Annotated in this window: 14 protein-coding genes and 2 pseudogenes; 8 read left to right on the forward strand and 8 right to left on the reverse strand. The window is 71.9% G+C overall.

Annotated features, from left to right (window positions below):
* Positions 1–157 precede the first annotated feature (157 nt).
* The 6 genes and pseudogenes from ORI94_RS22885 (at position 158) to ORI94_RS22910 (ending at position 5274) form a co-directional block, all read left to right on the forward strand.
* The gene (locus tag ORI94_RS22885; RefSeq protein ID WP_266078656.1) at positions 158–1195 is read left to right on the forward strand and encodes a 3-oxoacyl-ACP synthase III family protein; all 1038 of its coding nucleotides are present in this window, start codon (positions 158–160) and stop codon (positions 1193–1195) included.
* A gap of 164 nt (positions 1196–1359) precedes the next feature.
* A pseudogene (locus tag ORI94_RS22890) lies at positions 1360–1676 on the forward strand (undecaprenyl-diphosphate phosphatase); the annotation flags it as partial.
* 170 nt (positions 1677–1846) lie between these two features.
* Complete coding sequence (locus ORI94_RS22895) at positions 1847–2539, forward strand: FadR/GntR family transcriptional regulator (protein ID WP_266078708.1); 693 nt, start codon at positions 1847–1849, stop codon at positions 2537–2539.
* Between the two features lie 89 nt (positions 2540–2628).
* Positions 2629–3681, forward strand: a complete 1053-nt coding sequence (locus ORI94_RS22900) for an asparaginase (protein WP_266078658.1) — start codon at positions 2629–2631, stop codon at positions 3679–3681.
* A gap of 100 nt (positions 3682–3781) precedes the next feature.
* Positions 3782–4174, forward strand: a pseudogene (aspA, locus tag ORI94_RS22905) (aspartate ammonia-lyase); the annotation flags it as partial.
* A 167-nt stretch (positions 4175–4341) separates the two neighbouring features.
* The gene (locus tag ORI94_RS22910; RefSeq protein ID WP_266078710.1) at positions 4342–5274 is read left to right on the forward strand and encodes a glutaminase; all 933 of its coding nucleotides are present in this window, start codon (positions 4342–4344) and stop codon (positions 5272–5274) included.
* 480 nt (positions 5275–5754) lie between these two features.
* Here the strand turns inward: ORI94_RS22910 and ORI94_RS22915 are convergent, their stop codons facing one another.
* Complete coding sequence (locus ORI94_RS22915) at positions 5755–6447, reverse strand: type III effector protein (protein WP_266078659.1); 693 nt, start codon at positions 6445–6447, stop codon at positions 5755–5757.
* A 139-nt stretch (positions 6448–6586) separates the two neighbouring features.
* Here ORI94_RS22915 and ORI94_RS22920 point away from each other — a divergent pair, with 139 nt between their 5' ends.
* Both ORI94_RS22920 and ORI94_RS22925 read left to right on the forward strand, forming a co-directional pair.
* Complete coding sequence (locus ORI94_RS22920; protein ID WP_266078661.1) at positions 6587–7018, forward strand: Hsp20/alpha crystallin family protein; 432 nt, start codon at positions 6587–6589, stop codon at positions 7016–7018.
* A 190-nt stretch (positions 7019–7208) separates the two neighbouring features.
* Positions 7209–7643, forward strand: coding sequence for a DUF2267 domain-containing protein (locus ORI94_RS22925; RefSeq protein ID WP_266078663.1), 435 nt, complete (start codon positions 7209–7211; stop codon positions 7641–7643).
* 1452 nt (positions 7644–9095) lie between these two features.
* Here the strand turns inward: ORI94_RS22925 and ORI94_RS22930 are convergent.
* The 7 genes from ORI94_RS22930 to ORI94_RS22960 all read right to left on the reverse strand — a co-directional run bounded on the left by ORI94_RS22930 (position 9096) and on the right by ORI94_RS22960 (position 18749).
* Positions 9096–9620, reverse strand: a complete 525-nt coding sequence (locus tag ORI94_RS22930) for a hypothetical protein (protein ID WP_266078665.1) — start codon at positions 9618–9620, stop codon at positions 9096–9098.
* A gap of 415 nt (positions 9621–10035) precedes the next feature.
* Positions 10036–11247 carry a cysteine desulfurase-like protein gene (locus ORI94_RS22935; protein WP_266078667.1) on the reverse strand — a complete coding sequence of 404 codons (1212 nt, stop codon included), beginning with the start codon at positions 11245–11247 and terminating at the stop codon, positions 10036–10038.
* A 71-nt stretch (positions 11248–11318) separates the two neighbouring features.
* Positions 11319–12416, reverse strand: coding sequence for an AI-2E family transporter (locus ORI94_RS22940; protein ID WP_266078669.1), 1098 nt, complete (start codon positions 12414–12416; stop codon positions 11319–11321).
* Between the two features lie 126 nt (positions 12417–12542).
* The gene (locus ORI94_RS22945) at positions 12543–13748 is read right to left on the reverse strand and encodes a glycoside hydrolase family 64 protein (protein WP_266078671.1); all 1206 of its coding nucleotides are present in this window, start codon (positions 13746–13748) and stop codon (positions 12543–12545) included.
* A gap of 162 nt (positions 13749–13910) precedes the next feature.
* Positions 13911–14684 carry an aminotransferase class IV gene (locus tag ORI94_RS22950; protein ID WP_266078673.1) on the reverse strand — a complete coding sequence of 258 codons (774 nt, stop codon included), beginning with the start codon at positions 14682–14684 and terminating at the stop codon, positions 13911–13913.
* 62 nt (positions 14685–14746) lie between these two features.
* Positions 14747–15433, reverse strand: a complete 687-nt coding sequence (locus ORI94_RS22955) for a PAS domain-containing protein (protein WP_266078675.1) — start codon at positions 15431–15433, stop codon at positions 14747–14749.
* 508 nt (positions 15434–15941) lie between these two features.
* Positions 15942–18749: a helix-turn-helix transcriptional regulator gene (locus ORI94_RS22960; RefSeq protein WP_266078677.1), complete on the reverse strand. Its 2808-nt coding sequence runs from the start codon at positions 18747–18749 to the stop codon at positions 15942–15944.
* Position 18750: the final 1 nt, after the last annotated feature.

Here is an 18750-nt window from a genome sequence, read left to right on the forward strand (position 1 = left end):
CTCCGCGCGGGGTGGTCACAGGGAGGACCGGGCAGCGCGCCCGCGCGTTTCCCCCCCCCCCCCCCGGTCCACGCACCGGGCCGCCGCAGCCGCCGTGCGCCACACGACGCGGGCCCCGGGCCCCTGTACGCCCGGCACCGACACGAAACGAGGGATCATGACCAGTCGTGCAGCTGCGTCCTCCGCCAAGGACGCGGTCGGAGTACTCGGCACCGGCTCCTGCCTGCCCGGCAACGTCGTCACCAACGAGGAGGTGGGAGCACCAGCCGGGGTCACGAACGAGTGGATCGTCCAGCGGACCGGTATCCGGGAACGCCGCTGGGCCAAGCCCGACGAGGTGACCTCCAGCCTTGCCTCGACGGCCGCCCGCAGTGCGCTGGCCGATGCCGCCGTCTGCGCCGAGGACATCTCACTGATCATCGTGGCGACCTCCACCCCGGACTCCCCGCAACCCCCCACCGCCACCGCCGTCGCCCTGGAACTGGGCGTCCCGGCGGGCACACCCTGCTTCGACATGAACGCGGTGTGCAGCGGTTTCGTCTTCGCCCTGGCCACCGCGGAGCGGATGCTGCACGGCACCACGGGACACGCCCTCGTCATCGGAGCCGATGTCTACTCCCGTACCCTGAGGCCCACCGACCGCCGCACCGTGGTGCTCTTCGGTGACGGCGCGGGCGCGGTCGTCCTCGGGCCCGCTCGGGGGCGGGGCGTGTTCGCCACCCGCCTGGCGACCTTCCCCGACAAACGGGACCTGATCCGGGTCCCGGCCGGCGGCTCCCGCATCCCCGCTTCGCCGGAGTCCCTCGCCGAGGGGCTGCACTACTTCACGATGGACGGCCGGGCCGTACGCGCGTTCGTCGAAAGCCGGATCGGGCCGATGATCCGCGACTTCCTGGACGAACACCGTCCCCCTGCCTCCGGCACCGGGCCGCGCACGCACCTCGTCCCGCACCAAGCCAACGGCCGCATGATCGACGCGCTCGCGGCAGGCCTCGGATTCCCGCCCGCGCTCACCCATTCGACCGTACGGGAGTACGGAAACACCGGAGCGGCTTCGGTCCCCCTGACCCTCGACCACGCCACCGCCAGCCTCACTCCCGGCGACCTCGTGCTCCTCGCCGGCTTCGGTGGAGGCATGGCCGCTGGACTCGCCCTCCTCGAGTGGGAGCCCTCTCCCCCACGGCACCGGGCTTGACCGGGGGTCCGTCGGGGGGACGCTGCCGCACCGTTCGGGTCCGTGCCACGGCTGTCGGCGCTGCGGGCCGACTCGCGGGCTTGAAGAGCCGGTGGTCGCCGGGGCACGGCGAACATGCCGCCGATCTGGCGGCGGGCGCAGTAAACGCCGGATGCGTCGCAGGAGACGACACCTCGCACAAGGGCGCGATGCCGGTGAGCCGTTCATGGATTTCGGCCCCGCCCTTCCCTGGCTCACCGCGCTCCGGCGCGACCGTGTCCACTGCCCTCGCCCTCGACCGGGTCGCGGCCACCCGGCCCCGCCCTTTCCCCGGCATCCCGGACCTCAGGAACGCGGGCCTGCACGAACTCAGGGGCTCCCTGGGCACGGGATCGCGCGCCACTCCACCGACCACGGGCACGGCCGTCTCGTTCGTGGTCGCGTACACCTCGATCGCCCGGCGCTGAAGTTCGTGGCCAAACACCCCTTCAACGCGTTCGTGCCCTGACGGATCACGGTCGGACCACTGCTGGGCGCCCGGGGCTCAGACCGGCCGGGGAGCGGGGGCCGACTGCTCGTTCTTGACAGCCGGCCCCCGTTGTCCGCAGGATCACTTCCGTGAACCTGTCAGACAGCCAGACAGGTGACTCGGTGCCGCGGCGCGTCAGCGCGATGGAAGCGGTGCTCGGTCATCTGCGGCGTGCCATCGAGCGCGGTGACTACGCCGTGGGGGACAAACTGCCCTCCGAGGCGGAACTCTGCCGCCGCCTCGAAGTCAGCCGGCCCGTACTGCGGGAGGCTCTGCGAGCCCTGCAGACGATGGGGTTGACCGTCTCCCGGACGGGCAAGGGCACGTTCGTCGTCTCGAACGGGCCGGTCGAGGACCCCACCTTCGGCGACTACACGGCCAGTGACCTGCTGGAGGTCCGGCGGCACGTCGAGATCCCCGTCGCGGGCTACGCCGCCGAGCGCCGCACGCCCGAAGACCTCGACCACCTGGCCCACCTCCTCGACCGGATGGAACGGGAGACCGACACCACAGCGTGGGTGGCCATGGACACGCTCTTCCACCTCGCCGTCGCGCAGTCCGCCCAGAACCCGGTCTTCCGCCGGGTGATCGAGGAGATCCGGGACGCGCTGGCCCGGCAGTCGGCGTTCCTCAACGAACTCGGCGGCCGCCGCGAGCAGTCCAACCGTGAACACCGCGCCATCGTCGAGGCGCTCGTCGACGGCAGCGAGCGCGACGCGACCGAGGCCATGGCCCACCACCTCGACCGCGTCGAGACGACCCTCAGCGCGATCGTCCGCCCCGAACGCACCGACGGCGCGGACACCCCCACGGAAGGCGGAGGACCCCAGGCGTGAGCGAGCAGTCCCTCGAAGAGCAGATACGCCGTACCGGTCCTGACGCACGCCGACGGGGAGCGGGGCGTACGGAAGTCCGATGTGGAGGCATGAGCATCAACACACATACCGCGTACAACAGTCCACTCGCCGAGGCACCCTCCGTCCGAGAACCGCAGCACGCGCCCGTCGCCCATCTCATACGCGGCGACGTCATCGAGGGGGTCCACTACGGCTCGGTCGTCGTGCTCGCCGCGGACGGGAGTGTGGAGCTGCAGATCGGTGACGTGGAGGCGGCCTTCTACCCGCGCTCGGCGCTCAAGCCCGTGCAGGCCGTGGCGCTGCTGCGGGCCGGGCTGCCGCTCGACGGGGACCTGCTCGCGCTGGCCGCCGCCAGCCACTCCGGCGAGGAACGGCATCTCTCCGGCACCCGGCGGATCCTGGAGCTCGCCGGGCTCGCCGAGAACGATCTGCGCAACGTCACGGACCTGCCGTTCGACCCGGTGGTCCGCGAGGACTGGATCCGTGCGGGCCGACTGCCGTCGAGGCTCGCGCAGAACTGCTCGGGCAAACACGCCGCGATGCTCTACACAGCGCGGCTCAACGGCTGGTCGCTCGACGACTACCTCGACCCCGCGCACCCTCTCCAGCAGGCGATCGCGGAGGTCGTCGAGGACCTGACCGGTCAGAGCGTCGCCCGGGTCACGGTCGACGGCTGCGGCGCTCCACTCTTCTCCGTCTCGCTGCACGGGCTCGCACGCGCCGCCGCCCGGATCACCACGGCCCCGCCCGGCACCCCCGAAGCCCGAGTGGCCGACGCGATGCGCGAGCACGCCGAAATGGTGTCGGGCTCCGGCCGCGATGTCGCCGCGCTGATGCGGGCCGTGCCGGGACTCCTCGCCAAGGACGGCTTCGAAGGGGTCCAGATCGCGGCGCTCCCGGACGGCCGGGCCGTCGCCGTGAAGATCGCGGACGGCGCGGACCGGGCGCGCGTACCGGTGGCCGCGGCGGCTCTCGCACGCTGCGGCGTCGACCCGGCCGCACTCGCCGAGTTCGCCGGTGCACCGCTGCTCGGAGGCGGTGCGGTGGTCGGAAGCATCCGTCCGGCGCGGGCGCTCGAGCCTCCGACGACGCCCTCGTCGCCCTGGGGAACGCACACCTGATTCACCACCGCCCGCCCTCCCCCGGCTCACCCACTCCGGAAGGAGGACCCGCACCGACATGACCGTCCGCAGTGAGCACGACCTCCTCGGCCACCGCGACGTCCCCGCCGAGGTGATCGGCAACGACGTCACGACCACCATGGCGGCCGAGGCCGGCCAGCCCCAGGTGAAAGCCTTCCGACCGATCATCCTGCACTCCCTCTTCGAGAGCATCACCCACCTGCGCGCCACCTGGCTGACGCTCGCCGAGCGGTGCGTCGCCGGGATCACGGCCAGCACGGACGTGCTGCGCACGGCCGTCGGGAACTCCATCGGCCTCGTCACCGCGTTCAACCCCCACATCGGCTGCTCGGCGGCCACCGACATCGCCAAGGAAGCCCTCGCCACGGGACGCGGCGTCGCCGAACCCGTCCTGGAGAAGGGCTTGCTGCCGGCCGACGCGCTGGCCGCGTTGCTCCGTCCGGAGGTTTCGGCGGGGTCCCGGACCGGCTGAGCACAGGCGGGTGCGGGCCGGTGAGGGCTTGTCGCACGGTTTTCCCGCGCCCCTCGAAAGCCTGGGGCCGGTTCGTACGCTGCGGCCGGCCACGAACCACCCGCACCCGCCCACCCGGCTCAGCTCGGCTCCACCCCATGGCACACCCCGGAGGGCCCGACGGCACAATGGCGGTCATGACCTCGTCCCCCACCTTTCAGCCCCTTCTGCACCGTATCGCCGCCGAGATCGAGAGCATGCCCGAACGCGGTCGGCCCGCCGACTACATCCCGGCGCTCGCGGCATGCGACCCGCACCGGTTCGGCATGGCCGTCGCGGAGCTGGACGGCACGGTGTACGGAGTCGGGGACTGGCGGCAGCCGTTCTCCACGCAGTCCGTCTCCAAGGTCTTCACCCTCGCCCTCGACCTGGCCCGCGAGGGCGACACGCTGTGGGCGCACGTGGGCCGTGAGCCCTCCGGCAACCCCTTCAACTCGCTGGTGCAGCTGGAGTACGAGAACGGCATCCCGCGCAATCCGTTCATCAACGCCGGCGCACTCGTCGTCACCGACCGCCTCCACACCCAGACCGGCGACGCGGCGGGCACCCTCCTGGAGTTCCTGCGCGCGGAGAGCGACAACGCGGAGCTCGCCATCGACGAAGGTGTCGCCGCCTCCGAGTCCGCCCATGGCGACCGCAACGCCGCGCTCGGCCACTTCATGGCCTCGTACGGGAACATGGGGAACCCGGTTCCGGTCCTCCTCGACCAGTACTTCCGCCAGTGCTCCATCGAGGCCTCCTGCGCCGACCTCGCCCTGGCCACCGGTTTCCTCGCCCGGCACGGCATCCGCGCCGACGGCACCCGTCTGCTGACCCGGAGTCAGGCCAAACAGGTCAACGCGGTCATGCTCACCTGCGGAACGTACGACGCCGCGGGCGACTTCGCCTACCGCGTGGGCCTGCCCGGCAAGAGCGGCGTCGGCGGCGGCATCATCGCCGTCGTCCCCGGCCGCTGCACGCTCTGCGTGTGGGGGCCCGGTCTGGACGAGCGGGGCAACTCGGTGGCGGGAGTGGCGGCCCTGGACCGCTTCACGACGCTCACGGGACTGTCGGTGTTCTAGCGCCGTCCCACTGGACCGTACGGACCCGGTCCAGTGGGACGGCAGGCATACCGTGGCTGCCGCTCAGGGACGAGTGCGCTTTCGGCCCGGAGGTCGTCCGGGGTGAGCGCCAGCAGTTCGCCGGTCGACCGGTTCCATGCGTCAGCCGCCTGCTCCACCGCGGACCGGAAGCCTCTCCGCACCGGGCGCCCGGCCACCGTCAGGGCGACAGCGGCGACCGGCCGCAACAGCCACCGTCCACGCACGGTGGGTGCGACGTCCACCTGCCCCCGGCCGCCGTCCGCCCGCCGCGGGCGCAGACGCAGACGGACCTTGCCCAGCCGGTGCTTCAGCCGTGCCGTCGCCGGAGCACGCGCCGCCGGCGGGGCCCCGGGCGCGAAGTCGGTCGCCGCCCACCATGCGGCCAGGTCGAGCCGTGCCTTTCCCGGCCCCCGACGCAGCGCCCCCGATCCTTCGGGACCCGCACCCGTCCTTCGACGCTCAGCGCGCCGGTGGTCTTTGTGGTCCCTGGCGCTGGTCGCCGCTGTGCCGGCGGAGCCGGTCGGTGTGGCGGGTGACGTCCTCGACGCGCGCCGCGAGGTCGGGGTGGGCGGACACCAGATGCGGGTGTGTCACCGCCAGGGGGCCGACGAGGGCACCGGCGTCGTTCTCGGCGAGGGCTGCGGTGAGTTCGGCGAGAGGGGTGCGGGCGGTGGCGGGAAGATCGGTGAGCGCGGTGATCTGACCGGCGAGCTGGCGCAGGTCCGCGGCGTTGGCGCGGGCCCAGGCGGTGACGGTGCGGGCGGCGGCACGGCGGTCGCGGGTGGCCCGCACCCGCTGTTCGCTCGTGGACCCCGGGGTTCCGGGGCGTACGCGCAGGTAGCGGCGTTCGGCGGCCTGGCGGCTGGAGACACCCAGGGGATGTGCGAGGTCGGCCCAGCTGGCGCCCGCCTCCCGGGCCTCTTCGATCAGGCCCGGTTCCCACCCTGCGAGCTGATCACGGACTTCACGGAGCAGCAGGAGAGCGGCGAGTGCCTGCTCCGAGCCGGTCCGGTCGGGCTCGGGGCGCACCTCGTCCTGCGACGTCCGGGCGGTGTGCAGGGCTTCGTGGATCGTGTTCAGGGCGGCGGCGGCGAGGAAGGACGTGGGGGTGAGACCGCGGGCGCGCGGGGTGGGCCGATCATCGCTGATCATGGAATCTCCAGCAGAAGCAGACACTGTCGTCATCTCGGCGACACTCAACTTGTCATCACTTGGATGACATGTTACAACGAAGGCAGGTGAACCGCATTGGCAGCAAAGTGCCTGACCTGAACACTGGAGGTGTTTCACCATGTTGATGCGCACCGACTCCTTCCGTGAGCTCGACCGGCTCACCCAGCAGCTCCTGAACACGGCCGGCACCTGGTCGCGGCCGTCGGCGATGCCCATGGACGCCTACCGCGAGGGCGAGGAGTACGTGATCGCCCTCGACCTGCCCGGCGTCTCCACGGACGCGATCGAGATCGACGTCGAACGGAACATGCTGACCGTCAAGGCCGAGCGGCGGCCCGTCACCAAGGCGGACGACGTCCAGATGGAGCTCGCCGAGCGGCCCCTGGGTGTCTTCTCCCGCCAGGTCGTGCTGGCCGACACCCTGGACACCGAGCACATCAAGGCGGACTACGAAGCGGGTGTGCTGACCCTGCGCATCCCGATCGCCGAACGCGCCAAGCCGCGCAGGATCGCCATCGGCGGCTCCGCCCACAAGGAGATCAGCGGCTGAGCCCCCTCCCGGCCGCGCGGCACACGGGGGTGACGGCCGCTCTGCGGCCGCCCCGTGCTCCGCGCCCGGCGCGCAGGGCAGAAGGCAGCGACGCCCCGCTCCCCCGGCCGGGCGACATCGGTGGCCGGCGAAAGGACCCCGGCCGCCGCCTCCCCCAACACCTCCCACGAGAAAGGCAACCGCGTCACCGATGACCCCCCAGCAGGAGCCGTTCCGGTCCCCCGTCAGCACGACCTACGAGCAGATGCTGGAAAGAGTGCGCTACGAAGGCGCATATCCCACCCGCGCACGGGCCGAGCAGGCCGTGCGCGCCGTGCTGGCCCTCCTCGGGGGGCAGCTGACAGGCGACGAGCGCGTGGCTCTGGCGGCCGAGCTGCCCCGCGAAGCGGCCGACATCCTCACCTCACAGACACCCGCCACCCGGCCCCTCACCGGCTGGGGCTTCGTCGAGGACCTCTCCTCCCGCACCGGCGGCACACCAGCCACCACCCGCTGGGACACCGGCACCGTCCTGCGCATCGTCGCCCAGCTCATCGACGAGAAACTCCTCGACCGTATCCTCGACCGGCTTCCCACCGGCTACGCCCTGCTGTTCGGCCGTGCCGAACTCACCCAAGCCGCCTGACACCCAAGGGCCGTGCCGCCGCGGAGCCGAGCCCCCGCCGCTCGGCGAAACGAGCGGGCTCCACCCACCGGCGCCTCCGACGGCTGACGCGACCGCGCGGCGTCCAGGCACAGCCACGCCCTGCCGCTGGCCAGGTGCACGACGGCCAGGCCGTCGGGGCCATCGGGCGTGGTGTCGGTGAGGCACGCGCAGTCGCGGCACGGGTCCGCCGGTGCCCGGCCGGAAGCGAGCCACGGCCGGGGAGGAGCCACCCTCGATGTGACGTCCCCGGAACCCTTGCCCGCCGGTCATCCGCTGCGGCGGTTCCCCGGGGTGCCGATCACGCCGCGCGCCGGAGTGTTCACCGACTTCTTCGAGGGAGGCTTCCCGGGACTTCCCGGTGCGGCAGTCGCACCGCCACGCGCGGGGCGAGCCACTCGCGCACATCGTGCCGACCGGGGACGGCGCGGGACGAGGTACCGCTCCCGGTGGTCAGCGTGCCCGCGCACCGGGAGCACCCGGGTAGCCACGCGCGGCCGACCTGGTGAGGTTGTTGTGTACGCGTCTGAGGTGTTTCGCCACGGCGCACGGCACACCGTCCGCGGCACACTGACGGCAGGTTTCGAGATGCCTCTCGTGCGAGACGCGCGCCTGCTCCAGAGGGTCGTGCGAGGGCTGCATGATAGTTCCTGGAAAGGAAGGGGTGCCGCGAACGATCCGCACGCGGCCCGCGGGACGGGAAGGGGCCGAGGCTGGTTGCCCGAGGCGCCCACCCCACATTTGATCTTGTTACTGAGGGTATGACAAGTTGTTCTTCGGTCCGGACAACTCCATTACCGATGGAGCCAGTTGTCCCCGGCTGCCCCTCTCCTCCAACCAGCCTGGCCCGGCACCCGGCATGGCCCCTCCTCCCCCGAACCGCGCGGCGCCGGGCCGGGCCGCCGATCCGGTGGGCGCCCCGCCCGCACCCCGAAACCCCGTCCCGGACCGGGAGACGACGGCGTCGGTCTTCCAGGCGGAGTGCTGTTCAGGGACGAGGCCCACACCCTGCTGTCCGGCGGCAGGGGCCCGGGCACCGCCTTCCGGCCAGGAGACCATCGACACGCTCGTCGAACTGTTCGAGGACCATCGCGACGAGGCGGTGGTCATCGTCGCCGGCTGTTCCAGGAGGACGCGGACGAGGACGAGTCGGCCCGCGCCGACCTGGCCGGGCGCTCCACCGGGTACACCGCGCGCCTGTGCGGTCCGCCGACACCAGCGGCACCTTCACCCTGCTGGAGCACTCCGGCGAGTGCGGCTGCATGTCGCCTCTGCACCCGCACGGGACCGACGAGGAGACCTTCCTGATCCTGGACGGCACCCTGCTAATCGAGGTGGGCAGCGAGGTCCGCAGCGTCGGCCCGGGGGGCCTGGCCCCGCCGTTCCCCCTGTGTCCCGTGCTCCTTGCGGGCTCACAGCCCCTGCCGGGTGAGGTCAATGGGCCGCGTCGTGAATCACGAGTTTGAATTCGGCCAGCGTCACCAGCCGGGGAGCCGCGTCGTTGTGCGTGACGCGCAGCGCCAGGGGTGTACCGGGGTCGACGAAGATACCGTGGTTCTTGACGTAGTACTGGCCGCCCGGTGTCGGGGTGCGGTGCTCGGTCGCCGTCGTGTCGTCGGGGTCCGTGGTCAGGCCGAGCGGGTCCCGCACGAACTGGTCGCGCAGCTCGGTGTAGCCACCGGAGGGACCGGCGGCCTCCCACTGGATCATGGCGTGCAGATGGCCCCAGCCCGCCTTGGACGGCCAGACCAGCCCGCTGCGGTCGTCCGTCGCCCAGTTGCTCACCACGTACCCGTCGGGCTGAACTGCCTGGTGCATCCCGAACCGGTCTGTCGGCTCCGCCGCACCGAACGGAAACCTCACTATTCGGTACGTGCTGCCGGGCGGGATCAGTTGGTCCGTGTCGGTCTTGAGGGAACACACCTGCACCCCGGGGGTGGCGGCCTCGTCAGCAGACATACAGCGATACTGCCCGCCGTCGGACCGGCCGAAGCCGGGACCTGCCGATCCGACGGAGGGCGCTCGGCACACGGCGGACCACGGAGTGTGCTCGTGCGCCGCCTCGCGCGCCGACGGGCTACGGCCATTGGTCCGCGGTGCGTGTCCTGTCGGCTGCCGCGCCTTCACCGGCGCGGCCGACTGCCCGCCCACAGCAGGGGGTCCGCCTCGTCCTCCCGTGCATCGCGCAGGTGCGCCGCCACTGCGGTCGCGGCCGTTGTCATCATCACGGGGAGGGCGGCGCCCGCTACGGTCGCCGGGGCGCGGTCAACGGCGGCCCGCTGAAGAGCTGACCGGCCGCCGGCACGACACACCCGGCCTCTTCGGGCCGAGCGCTCCGCGCCGCCGCGGCCGGCCCGGCTCTTCCTTCACCCCTTCACCCCTTCCGCCCCAGGAAGGCCGACAGGCCCGACAGGAGCCGGTCGACGTCCTCGCTGTCGGTGTAGGGGGCCAGTCCGATACGGAGCCCACCCGTGTCTTTGAGGCCGAGGCGGCGGGAGGCCTCCAGCGCGTAGAAACTGCCGGAGGGTGCGTGGACGCCGCGGTCGGCCAGGAAGCGGTAGGCGTCCACGGTGCTGTGGCCGTCGAGGGTGACGAGCAGGGTCGGGGTGCGCCGGGCCGCGCGGGACCGGACGGTGACCTGCTCGAAGGCCGCCAGTCCTTCCTCCAGCCGGTCGCGCATCGTGCCCTCGTGTTCCTCGATCATCTCGAACGCCGAGGCGAGCCGTTCGCGGCGGCTGCCGGTCCGGTGCCCGGCCAGTCCGGCCAGGAAGTCGACCGCCGCACGGGTGCCCGCGAGGAACTCGTAGGGCAGCGTGCCGAGCTCGAAGCGCTCGGGGACCACGTCCGTGGAGGGCAGCAGCTTGTCGGGGCGCAGCGTTTCGAGGAGTTCGGGCCGGGCTGCCAGGACGCCGTGGTGGGGGCCGAGGAACTTGTACGGGGAGCAGACGAAGAAGTCCGCGCCGAGCGCCTCGACGTCGGCGAGGGCGTGGGCGGCGTAGTGCACTCCGTCGACGTACAGCAGTGCGCCCGCCTCGTGCACGATCCGCGCGATCTCGCCGACCGGAGGGATCGTGCCGAGGAGGTTCGAGGCCCCGGTGACCGCCACCAGCCGGGTGCGTTCACTGAGCACGGCCCGGATGTCGTCGCCGGTCAGTTCACCGGTGGCCGGGTCGAAGTCCGCCCAGCGGACGGTGCAGCCGGCCCGCTCGGCCGCCTGTACCCAGGGCCGGATGTTGGCGTCGTGGTCCAGCCGCGTGACGACCACCTCGTCGCCCGGTGACCAGGTTCCGGCCAGGGTGCGGGAGAAGTCGTAGGTGAGCTGGGTGGCGCTGCGGCCGAAGACGATGCCCGCCGGGTCGGCGCCCAGGAGATCGGCCATGGCGCGGCGGGTTTCGACGACGAGGGTCTCGGCGTTGCGCTCGCCGGGCAGACCGTCGCCCCGGATCGAGAGGGGTTGGGACAGCGCGGCACTGATCGCCTCGATGACGGGCAGCGGCATCTGGGTGCCGCCGGGGCCGTCGAAGTGGGCGGTGCCGGTGGCCAGCGCGGGAACCTGGGCGCGCAGGGCGGTGAGGTCGTACGTCATGTGGGGGCTTCCTGTCGGTGCGGCCTGGGAGGGGGTGCGGTGGTCGGCGTGCCGGCGTGCCGGCGTGCCGGTCAGGGGTGCGAGCCGTCGGTCAGCGGTTCCCGCGGCGGGTCGGAGAGCTGCTCGCGCAGATAGTTCCAGACGACGGCGATCAGCGCGGCGGCCGGTACGGCGAGCAGGCTGCCGACGATGCCGACCAGACTCCCGCCCAGCGTCACCGCCAGCAGGACGACCGCCGCGTGCAGTCCGAGACCGCGGCTCTGGATCATGGGCTGGAACACGTTGCCCTCGAGCTGCTGCACCCCGACGATGAGGGCCAGCACGATCAGCGCGTCCATCAGGCCGTTGGACACGAGCGCGATCAGCACCGCCACCAGACCGGCGAACAGGGCGCCGATGATGGGCACGAAAGCCGACACGAAGGTCAGCACCGCCAGCGGGAGCACCAGCGGTACGCCCAGGATCCACAGGCCCAGGCCGATGAGCACGGCGTCGATCAGGCCGACGAGCGCCTGGGACCGGACGAACGATCCCAGGGTGTCCCAGCACCGCGTGGCCACGATCGGGACGTCGGTGTCGAGCCGGCCGGGGAGCTGCCGGCCGAGCCACGGCAGAAAGCGCGGACCGTCCTTGAGGAAGAAGAACATCAGGAAGAGCGCCAGCACGGCTGTGACCACACCGTTGAAGACGGTGCTCACTCCTGTGGCGACCGTGGAGACGATGGTTCCGGCGCTGTCCTGGACTCGGGCGGTCGCGGTGTCGAAGGCACCGGCGATCCGCTCCTCCCCGATGTTCAGCGGCGGCCCGGCGGCCCACTCGCGCAGCCGCTGAATGCCTTCCACCACTCCGTCGGCCAGTTGTCCGGACTGCGACGTCACGGGTACCGCGATCAGCGCGACGGTGGCCGTGGCCACCAGCAGGAACAACACGGTCACCAGTGCCGCGGCAAGCGCCGGGGCGAGGCCGCGCCGTCGCAGGAAGCGGGTCGGGGGCCAGGTGAGCGTGGTGAGAAGGAGACCGACTATCAGGGGCCAGACGATCGGCCACATCCGGCCCAGCACCCACAGAACCACCGCGACGGCCACCAGGACCAGCAGCAGCTCACCGGAGATGCGCGCGGACGTGCGCAGCGCGGCGCGGGTTTTCCCCGCATTCAACGTGGCAGACATGGGGGCACCTTATGGGGCCCGCCGGTCACGGCGATCACGGGCCCCGCCGCGTCGTGTCCGTCACCGGCGGTGGCGGCGCGGCGCCCGCACGCCGCCACCGGCACGGTGCGCACCGCGCAGGAACGGTCAGCTGAAGGGGTCCAGGGTGAGTCGGGCCTGGCGCGGGTTGCCGTCGTGGACGAGCGACTCGTGGTTGCCCACGTCGTCGAAGGCGAAGGCGTAGGCCTTCCCGTCGGCCATCTGTGCGTGGATGGCGCGAGCGTAGTGGTTGGTGACGGCGTCCTGGTAGAAGCCTGCCGCATTGGAGTCGGGCTGGTGGGGGTTGGTCAGGAGTGTGGAGCGGTGGAATCCGGCGCACAGGGTGCGTGAAATGGGGCCGCGCACCTGGTCGTTCGGCGCGTCGAGCCGCCTGTGGCAGCCGAAGACGGAGGAGGCGTCCGGCTTCTGGAAGCTGGTGACGACGGCGCCCGCGCTGTCGGTGAAGTTCATGACGTCACCGAGGACCCGTCCGTGGTAGGTGACGTCGGGCTGGTGGGCGAAGGGCGTGACCGTCAAGGTCGAGGCGGTGTACTTCTGCCAGACGCGGTTGACGTAGTCGTCCATGACCGATGCCGGCAGGGCGCCGGTTTCCACTCCGTACAGCGGGGACAGTGCGCGTAGCACGGTGCCGTCGGACCTGGTCTGGATCAGACCGGCCCAGCCTCCGGGCTGTCCTCTGAGTGCGTCGAAGACTGCGGTGTAGCCACCGGACCTGAGCCGGCCGGCGCTCGCCGTGCTGCCGTCGGCGCGCTGCACTCCGACCGAGTAGGGCGTGGAGAACATGTCGACCTGCGTGCTGTTGAGCCACAGGCCCGAGTCGTTGAGGGTGTACTCCGACCAGTTGAACAGGATGTCCCGGTTGGGGTCCGCGGGGTTCTGCACGGCGGGCTGCACCAGGCCACCGGTGGTCAGCCTGAACACGAGCTTCCGGCCGTACGAGAAGTAGATGCGTCCGGAGAACTTCGGCATGCGGATGGTCGTGGACTGTCCGGCGGCCGGGCCCGGTATCGACGCGTCGGGCGCGGGGGCGGGCGGGTTGCCGCCTGCGGGCCAGGGGTGGAACGTGCCGTTCGCGTCGGCCCAGCCCTGGCGGCCGGTCGACAGCTGGGTGCCGAGGTTGTAGACGTACACCTGCTCGCCACGACCCGAGTTGTTGGTGATCTGCAGGGGGATGGTGTCCGGGACGGCGGCGTGGGCGGCCGAGGGGGTTGCCGCGGCGAGCAGTGAGCCGCCGAGCAGCATGAGGATGGTCGACACCACGGTCAGGGCCCGGTGTCCGAGTGTGCGCAGCATGCTCCGTCTCCGTTCGACTGCGGTCGATGCGGGGTGGGGGGTGAGAGCGCTCTCAGCGTGCCTCTCTGGTATGGACCTGTCAACGGGTGGGGAGGGGCGGGCCCGGCCCGGGTACGCGGTGTCGTCGCGCACCCGGGCCGCCCCGGCCCGGGACCGTGTGCGCTACAGCCTCTCGGCCGGGAGGGACGCGTAGAGGTCGGCGAGGCTGGTCACAGTGGGATGATCGGCGGGGAACACGAGGCCGTCCACTCGGGTCACGGGGTGGACCCCGAGGGTGGAGTTGGTGACGAACACGGCATCGCACCCGGCCAGTTCGGGCAGGGTGAGGGGGGCGGCCGTCCCGGCCCCGGCGCGGCGCAGGAGTTCGCGGGCGGTGCCCGCGAGGGCCGGTCCCGCCGGCCAGACCACCCGGTCGTCACGGACGACGCCGATGTTCCAGGTGCTGCCCTCCAGCAGCGCCGAGTCGCCGTCCGTGAACAGCACGTCGTCGTAACCGGACCTTTGGGCCTCGCGCCGCAGCCGCAGAGCGCCGAACAGACCGACGCCCTTCACCTCGGGCAGGTCCCGCAGGTGGACGGCGGAGCGCACTCGCAGTGGCTCCGCCCTGGTGGCGGACGTGGGCCTGACGGTCACCAGAACCTGCGGGACCGCGTCCTCGGAGATGTTGGCGAGGCTGAGGAGCGGATCGAAAACGGTGATCCGCACGGTGCACCGGCCTGCCGCCGAAGCCGCACGGCGCGCCCAGGTGCGAACCCGTCCCAGGTCGAGTGGCACGTCGAAGAGGAGGCGGCAGTCACGGTCCAGCCGCTCGAGGTGCAACTCCAGTCCGCGGACCCTGCCGTCCTCGACCGCCATGGTGGTGAAGTGACCGTAGTTGGTCAGGGCCAACGCCCGCAGGACCTCCGGGCCGGCAGGTGAGCCGTTCAGTTCCGTCATCTCGGCGGAGCACGCGCCACGCCCCCGAAGCTGCGCACTCCGACCGGCGTCGGACACGTGACTCACTTGATGAAATCCTCGACGACCTTCGGCGGCCAGGTGCCGACCTTGAGCACGCCCATGGAGTAGGAGCGGGACACCAGGGCGGCGCGGTTGGGCACCTTGAGCTTACGGAGCAGACCGGACACGTGGTACTCCACTCCCTGGCGGCTGAGGTGGAGGCGGGAAGCGAGTGGCACGGTGGAGACACCCGCGGCTATGCCTTCGAGGATGCGCGCGTCGACCTCGCTGAGAAGCTTCTTGCGAGGCACCACGATCTCGGAGTCCGCGCTCTCGCCGTCCGCCGCGGGCAGCATCACCAGGATCCCGGCGACGTCCGGGATGGGGCCGCCGCGCACGGCCATCGCGGTCAGTGGAAGTGTGTGGGCGGTGTCCTGGCCCAGGGTGATGACCTCGGTGGCGAACCGGTTCCGCTTGCCCTCCAGCATGCGCGAGAACTGTCGCATCAGGGGCTGCTGGACGCTGGGGTGCACCAGATCGCAGAAGGGCCGGCCGCAGAGCTCCTCCACCGGGTTGCCGAACCGGCGGCCGAACTCCTGGTTGGCCTGCTGGATGGTCAGGGTGGGGTCCAGGCACGCCACGGAGGCATGGGGTCGGTCTGCTGCGGAGGCCGCGCCGTCCAGCGGCCCCTCGGTCCCGTCGGCGGTGTGCGGACGGTCCATGACGAGGTCGTGGGGGGAAAGCGTCAAGGAACTCAGGCCCTTCTACGTCGTACATCAAAGGGAAAAGAAGAACACGGCCGCCTTTCGGATCGACACGGAAGCCTGATCCCGCTGAAAGGCCGTGGCCGCGTTCGGTATTGATTCGGAGATTACGGAGACGACTGTCGGCGGTCAATGCGAGAACAGGGACGGCCCGCCAACACTGTGGTCGTCCCTTCGGCAGGTACGGTCCCGCACCGAAGGGGTTCGGTCCTCGGGGGTTCGGTGCGCCCGCGGCCGCCCCGGACGGGCACACCGCCCGCACCGGACGAAAAACCCTACCGCGATAACCCTGAGCCGTGGGGTCATTACAGCAGGAAACCGTTTCGGTCCGCCGGGAGCGGCCGGGCCCGCTCCAGCCGGGCGGGCGCCCCGGGAACGGTGCCACAGCCACACCCCGGACCCCGCACACGGAAACACCCGGGCACGGTCCTCGAATTCCGCGGACCGTGCCCGGGTGTCCGTGAGCGGCTCATTCCCTCGGATCGGAGGGAATTCACACGCCGGAAATCAGGGCGATCAGTTCTCGTCGGCCGGAGATCCCGAGTTTCCGGTAGGAATGGGTGAGGTGCTTCTCCACGGCCCGGGAGCTGACTCCCATGGCCTCGGCGATCTCCTGGTTCGTCAGACCCCTGCAGGCGAACGCGGCCACCCTGCGTTCGGTGCGGGTGAGCACAGCCTCCGGGTGGGCGGTGACGCCTACGGGGATCCCACTGCCGACGGCGGCCCGTTCGGCGAGCCACGGTGCGCCGCACGCGGTGGCGAGTGTCGTGGCCTCGCGGGCCAGGGCACTCGACTCCGCTCCCCCGCCCAGCCGTTCGGCGAGCGCCAGCAGGGCGCGGGCGAGTTCCAGCTGGTTGGCGGATCCGCGCAGCACGGCGACCGCCTGACGCAGCAGAGCCGTCCCCCGGCCGCCCTCCTCCAGGCGGCCCAGCAGGCGCAGCGCGCGGCCGACACCCACCGGCGCTCCCCACTGCTGAGCCCTGGCGTGTTCCTCCTCGGCCAGGGCGCGCGCCGCGCGGAGGTCTCCGAGGCGGCGATGAACACCGATGGCCCAGGGACGCCAGGGGAACAGCACCGGGTTCTGCCAGCCGGCGGCATCGAGGCGGCGCCCGCAGGAGCGCAGGGAGTCCAGTGCTCCGGTGAGATCACCCGTCGCCACGGCGCCGGCGGCCTCCAGCAGGCGCAGCATCGCGGTGACGGTCAGGCCCTGCGGGCGGATGTGTTCGGCACGTCGCAGCACGCGTCGGGCCGGGAGAGGGTCACGCGTCTCCAGCGCCACCATCGCGTGCGCGAGGGTGGCGACCGTGCCGAGGCTGTGCCGGTCGGCCTCGGTCATACCGAGGGCGGTTTCGGACTGCTCACGGGCCTGGGCGAGCCGGCCGCGGCCGATGTGGATCAGGGCCCGCTCGATGTGCACCAGCGCGTCGGCCGGCGTCGTGTGGTGTTCCCGGGCCCGGTACTCGACGGCCAGCCAGGAGTCGAGGGCTTCCACGGAGTCGGCGGCGATCATGGTGATGACCACCAGGGGAAGGGTGGACTGGACGCGGGCGGAGGTCGCCGGCTCGCGGTCGAGGACGCGTTCGGCACAGCGGACCACGTCCGCGGCCGGCAGGCTGCTGCCGAAAGCGGCGGCGACGAGCAGGGCGATCGTCAGTTCCCGCTCGCCTCCGGTCTCCAGCGGTGACTCGGGACCGAGCTGCCGCAATCGCTTGGCGGCGTCGGCGAGTTCGTAGGGGTCCTCGTAGGCGCAGTGGCGCAGCCGGGCTTCCAGGCGCAGGGCGAGGTCCCGGTCGGTTCCGGTGAGTGCGGTGGCCGGTCCGAGCCCTTCCGCGGCCTGACGCAGCAGGTCGACGACGCCGGAGGGAACGGGCCCGAGGGGGGTGGGTGCGATGCGCAGCACCGCAGCGGCCCGGTCACGGGCCTCGGGCAGCAGGGCTGTCGCCTGCGCGATGTGCCGTTCACAGGCCACGGGGTCGAAGGCACGTTCGGCACTGCCGAGTTCGACGAGCAGGCGGGCCCGGTCAAGGCCCTGGGCGGCGCTGTCGAGAAGGGCACGACGCAGGTAACGGGCCGCGGCGTCCGGGGCTCCGCGGCGCAGGGCCGTGTCGGCGGCGGACCGCAGGACGTCCACGGTCCAGGACTGGTGACGGGTGACGACGGCCATGAGCTGTGCCGCGACCTGTTCGGCGGGCCGTCCGGAGGCGTAGAGGAGGGCGGCGGCGTCGTCGTGGAGCTGTTCACGCCGGACCATGGTCAGAGTCGACTCGGCGGCGTCCCGCACCACACGGTGGACGAAGCGCGGCCCGCGGTCCGCGGCGACGAGCCCGAGGGCTACGAGGGTTCGCAGCGCGGCCGTGTAGCCGACGGGGTCGAGGCGTGCCAGGCCGGCGGCGTTGTCGGGGTCGACGTGATCGCCGAGCACCGCGATGGCGGCAGCGAGGTCACGGACCGGTTGGGCCTGGGTGCGCAGGATGCTGGCGAGCCGCTCCCGCAGCTGGGAGGGGCGCAGCGACCGTGCCTGGTCGGCGTGCTCGGCGAGCGGCCGCAAGCCGGCGTGCTCCATGCCGAGCAGGATGGACATCAGGAACAGGGGGTTTCCGACGGCGGTCTCGTGACAGGCCCGGACAAAGGTGTCGTCGCCGGGCTCGCCGAACCGTTCGTGGACCAGCTCGCGGGTGGCGTCGAGGCTGAGGGAAGCGGGCCGCAGGGACTGGGTGGCGGCCTCCCTGACTTCCCGTACCAGGGTGTGGTGGGTGCGGGGGTCTCCGTCACGCAGGGCGCACACGACGACGGCGCGCAGGCCGTGCAGCCGTTTGGCCAGGTAGGTCAGCCAGCGCAGGGAGGGGACGTCGGACCACTGGAGGTCGTCGACGAGAATGAGGAGCCTGCCGTCGGCGCTGACGTTGGCCAGGAGGGACAGCAGACCGTGCAGGACCGCCTCGCTGGCCGCGGCGGCCTGGTCCGCACCGGGCGAGTCGCTGTCGTCGGCGAAGACGTGGCGGGCGAAGGAGGCGTGGGCGTCCATCCAGCGGCCGTCGGCGTCCTCGGGCGAGGCGGACAGCAGGCCCTCGAAGAGCTGTCGCACGACTCCGAAGGCGAAGTCCTGCTCCATGGGCGCCGCGTTGGCACGCAGCACCCGGATGTCGTCGTGGCCCTCGGCCAGCGCGGGCAAGGACTGCAGGAGGGCCGATCGCCCGATGCCGAGCGGACCGGTGACCATGATCAGGGAGGATCTGCCCCGGCCGGCGGCGACCAGCGCCGCCTCGACCAGGGACGTTTCGGTAGTGCGCTCCAGCAGCATG

The organism is Streptomyces sp. NEAU-W12 (assembly GCF_026242095.1).
Lineage (GTDB): Bacteria > Actinomycetota > Actinomycetes > Streptomycetales > Streptomycetaceae > Streptomyces.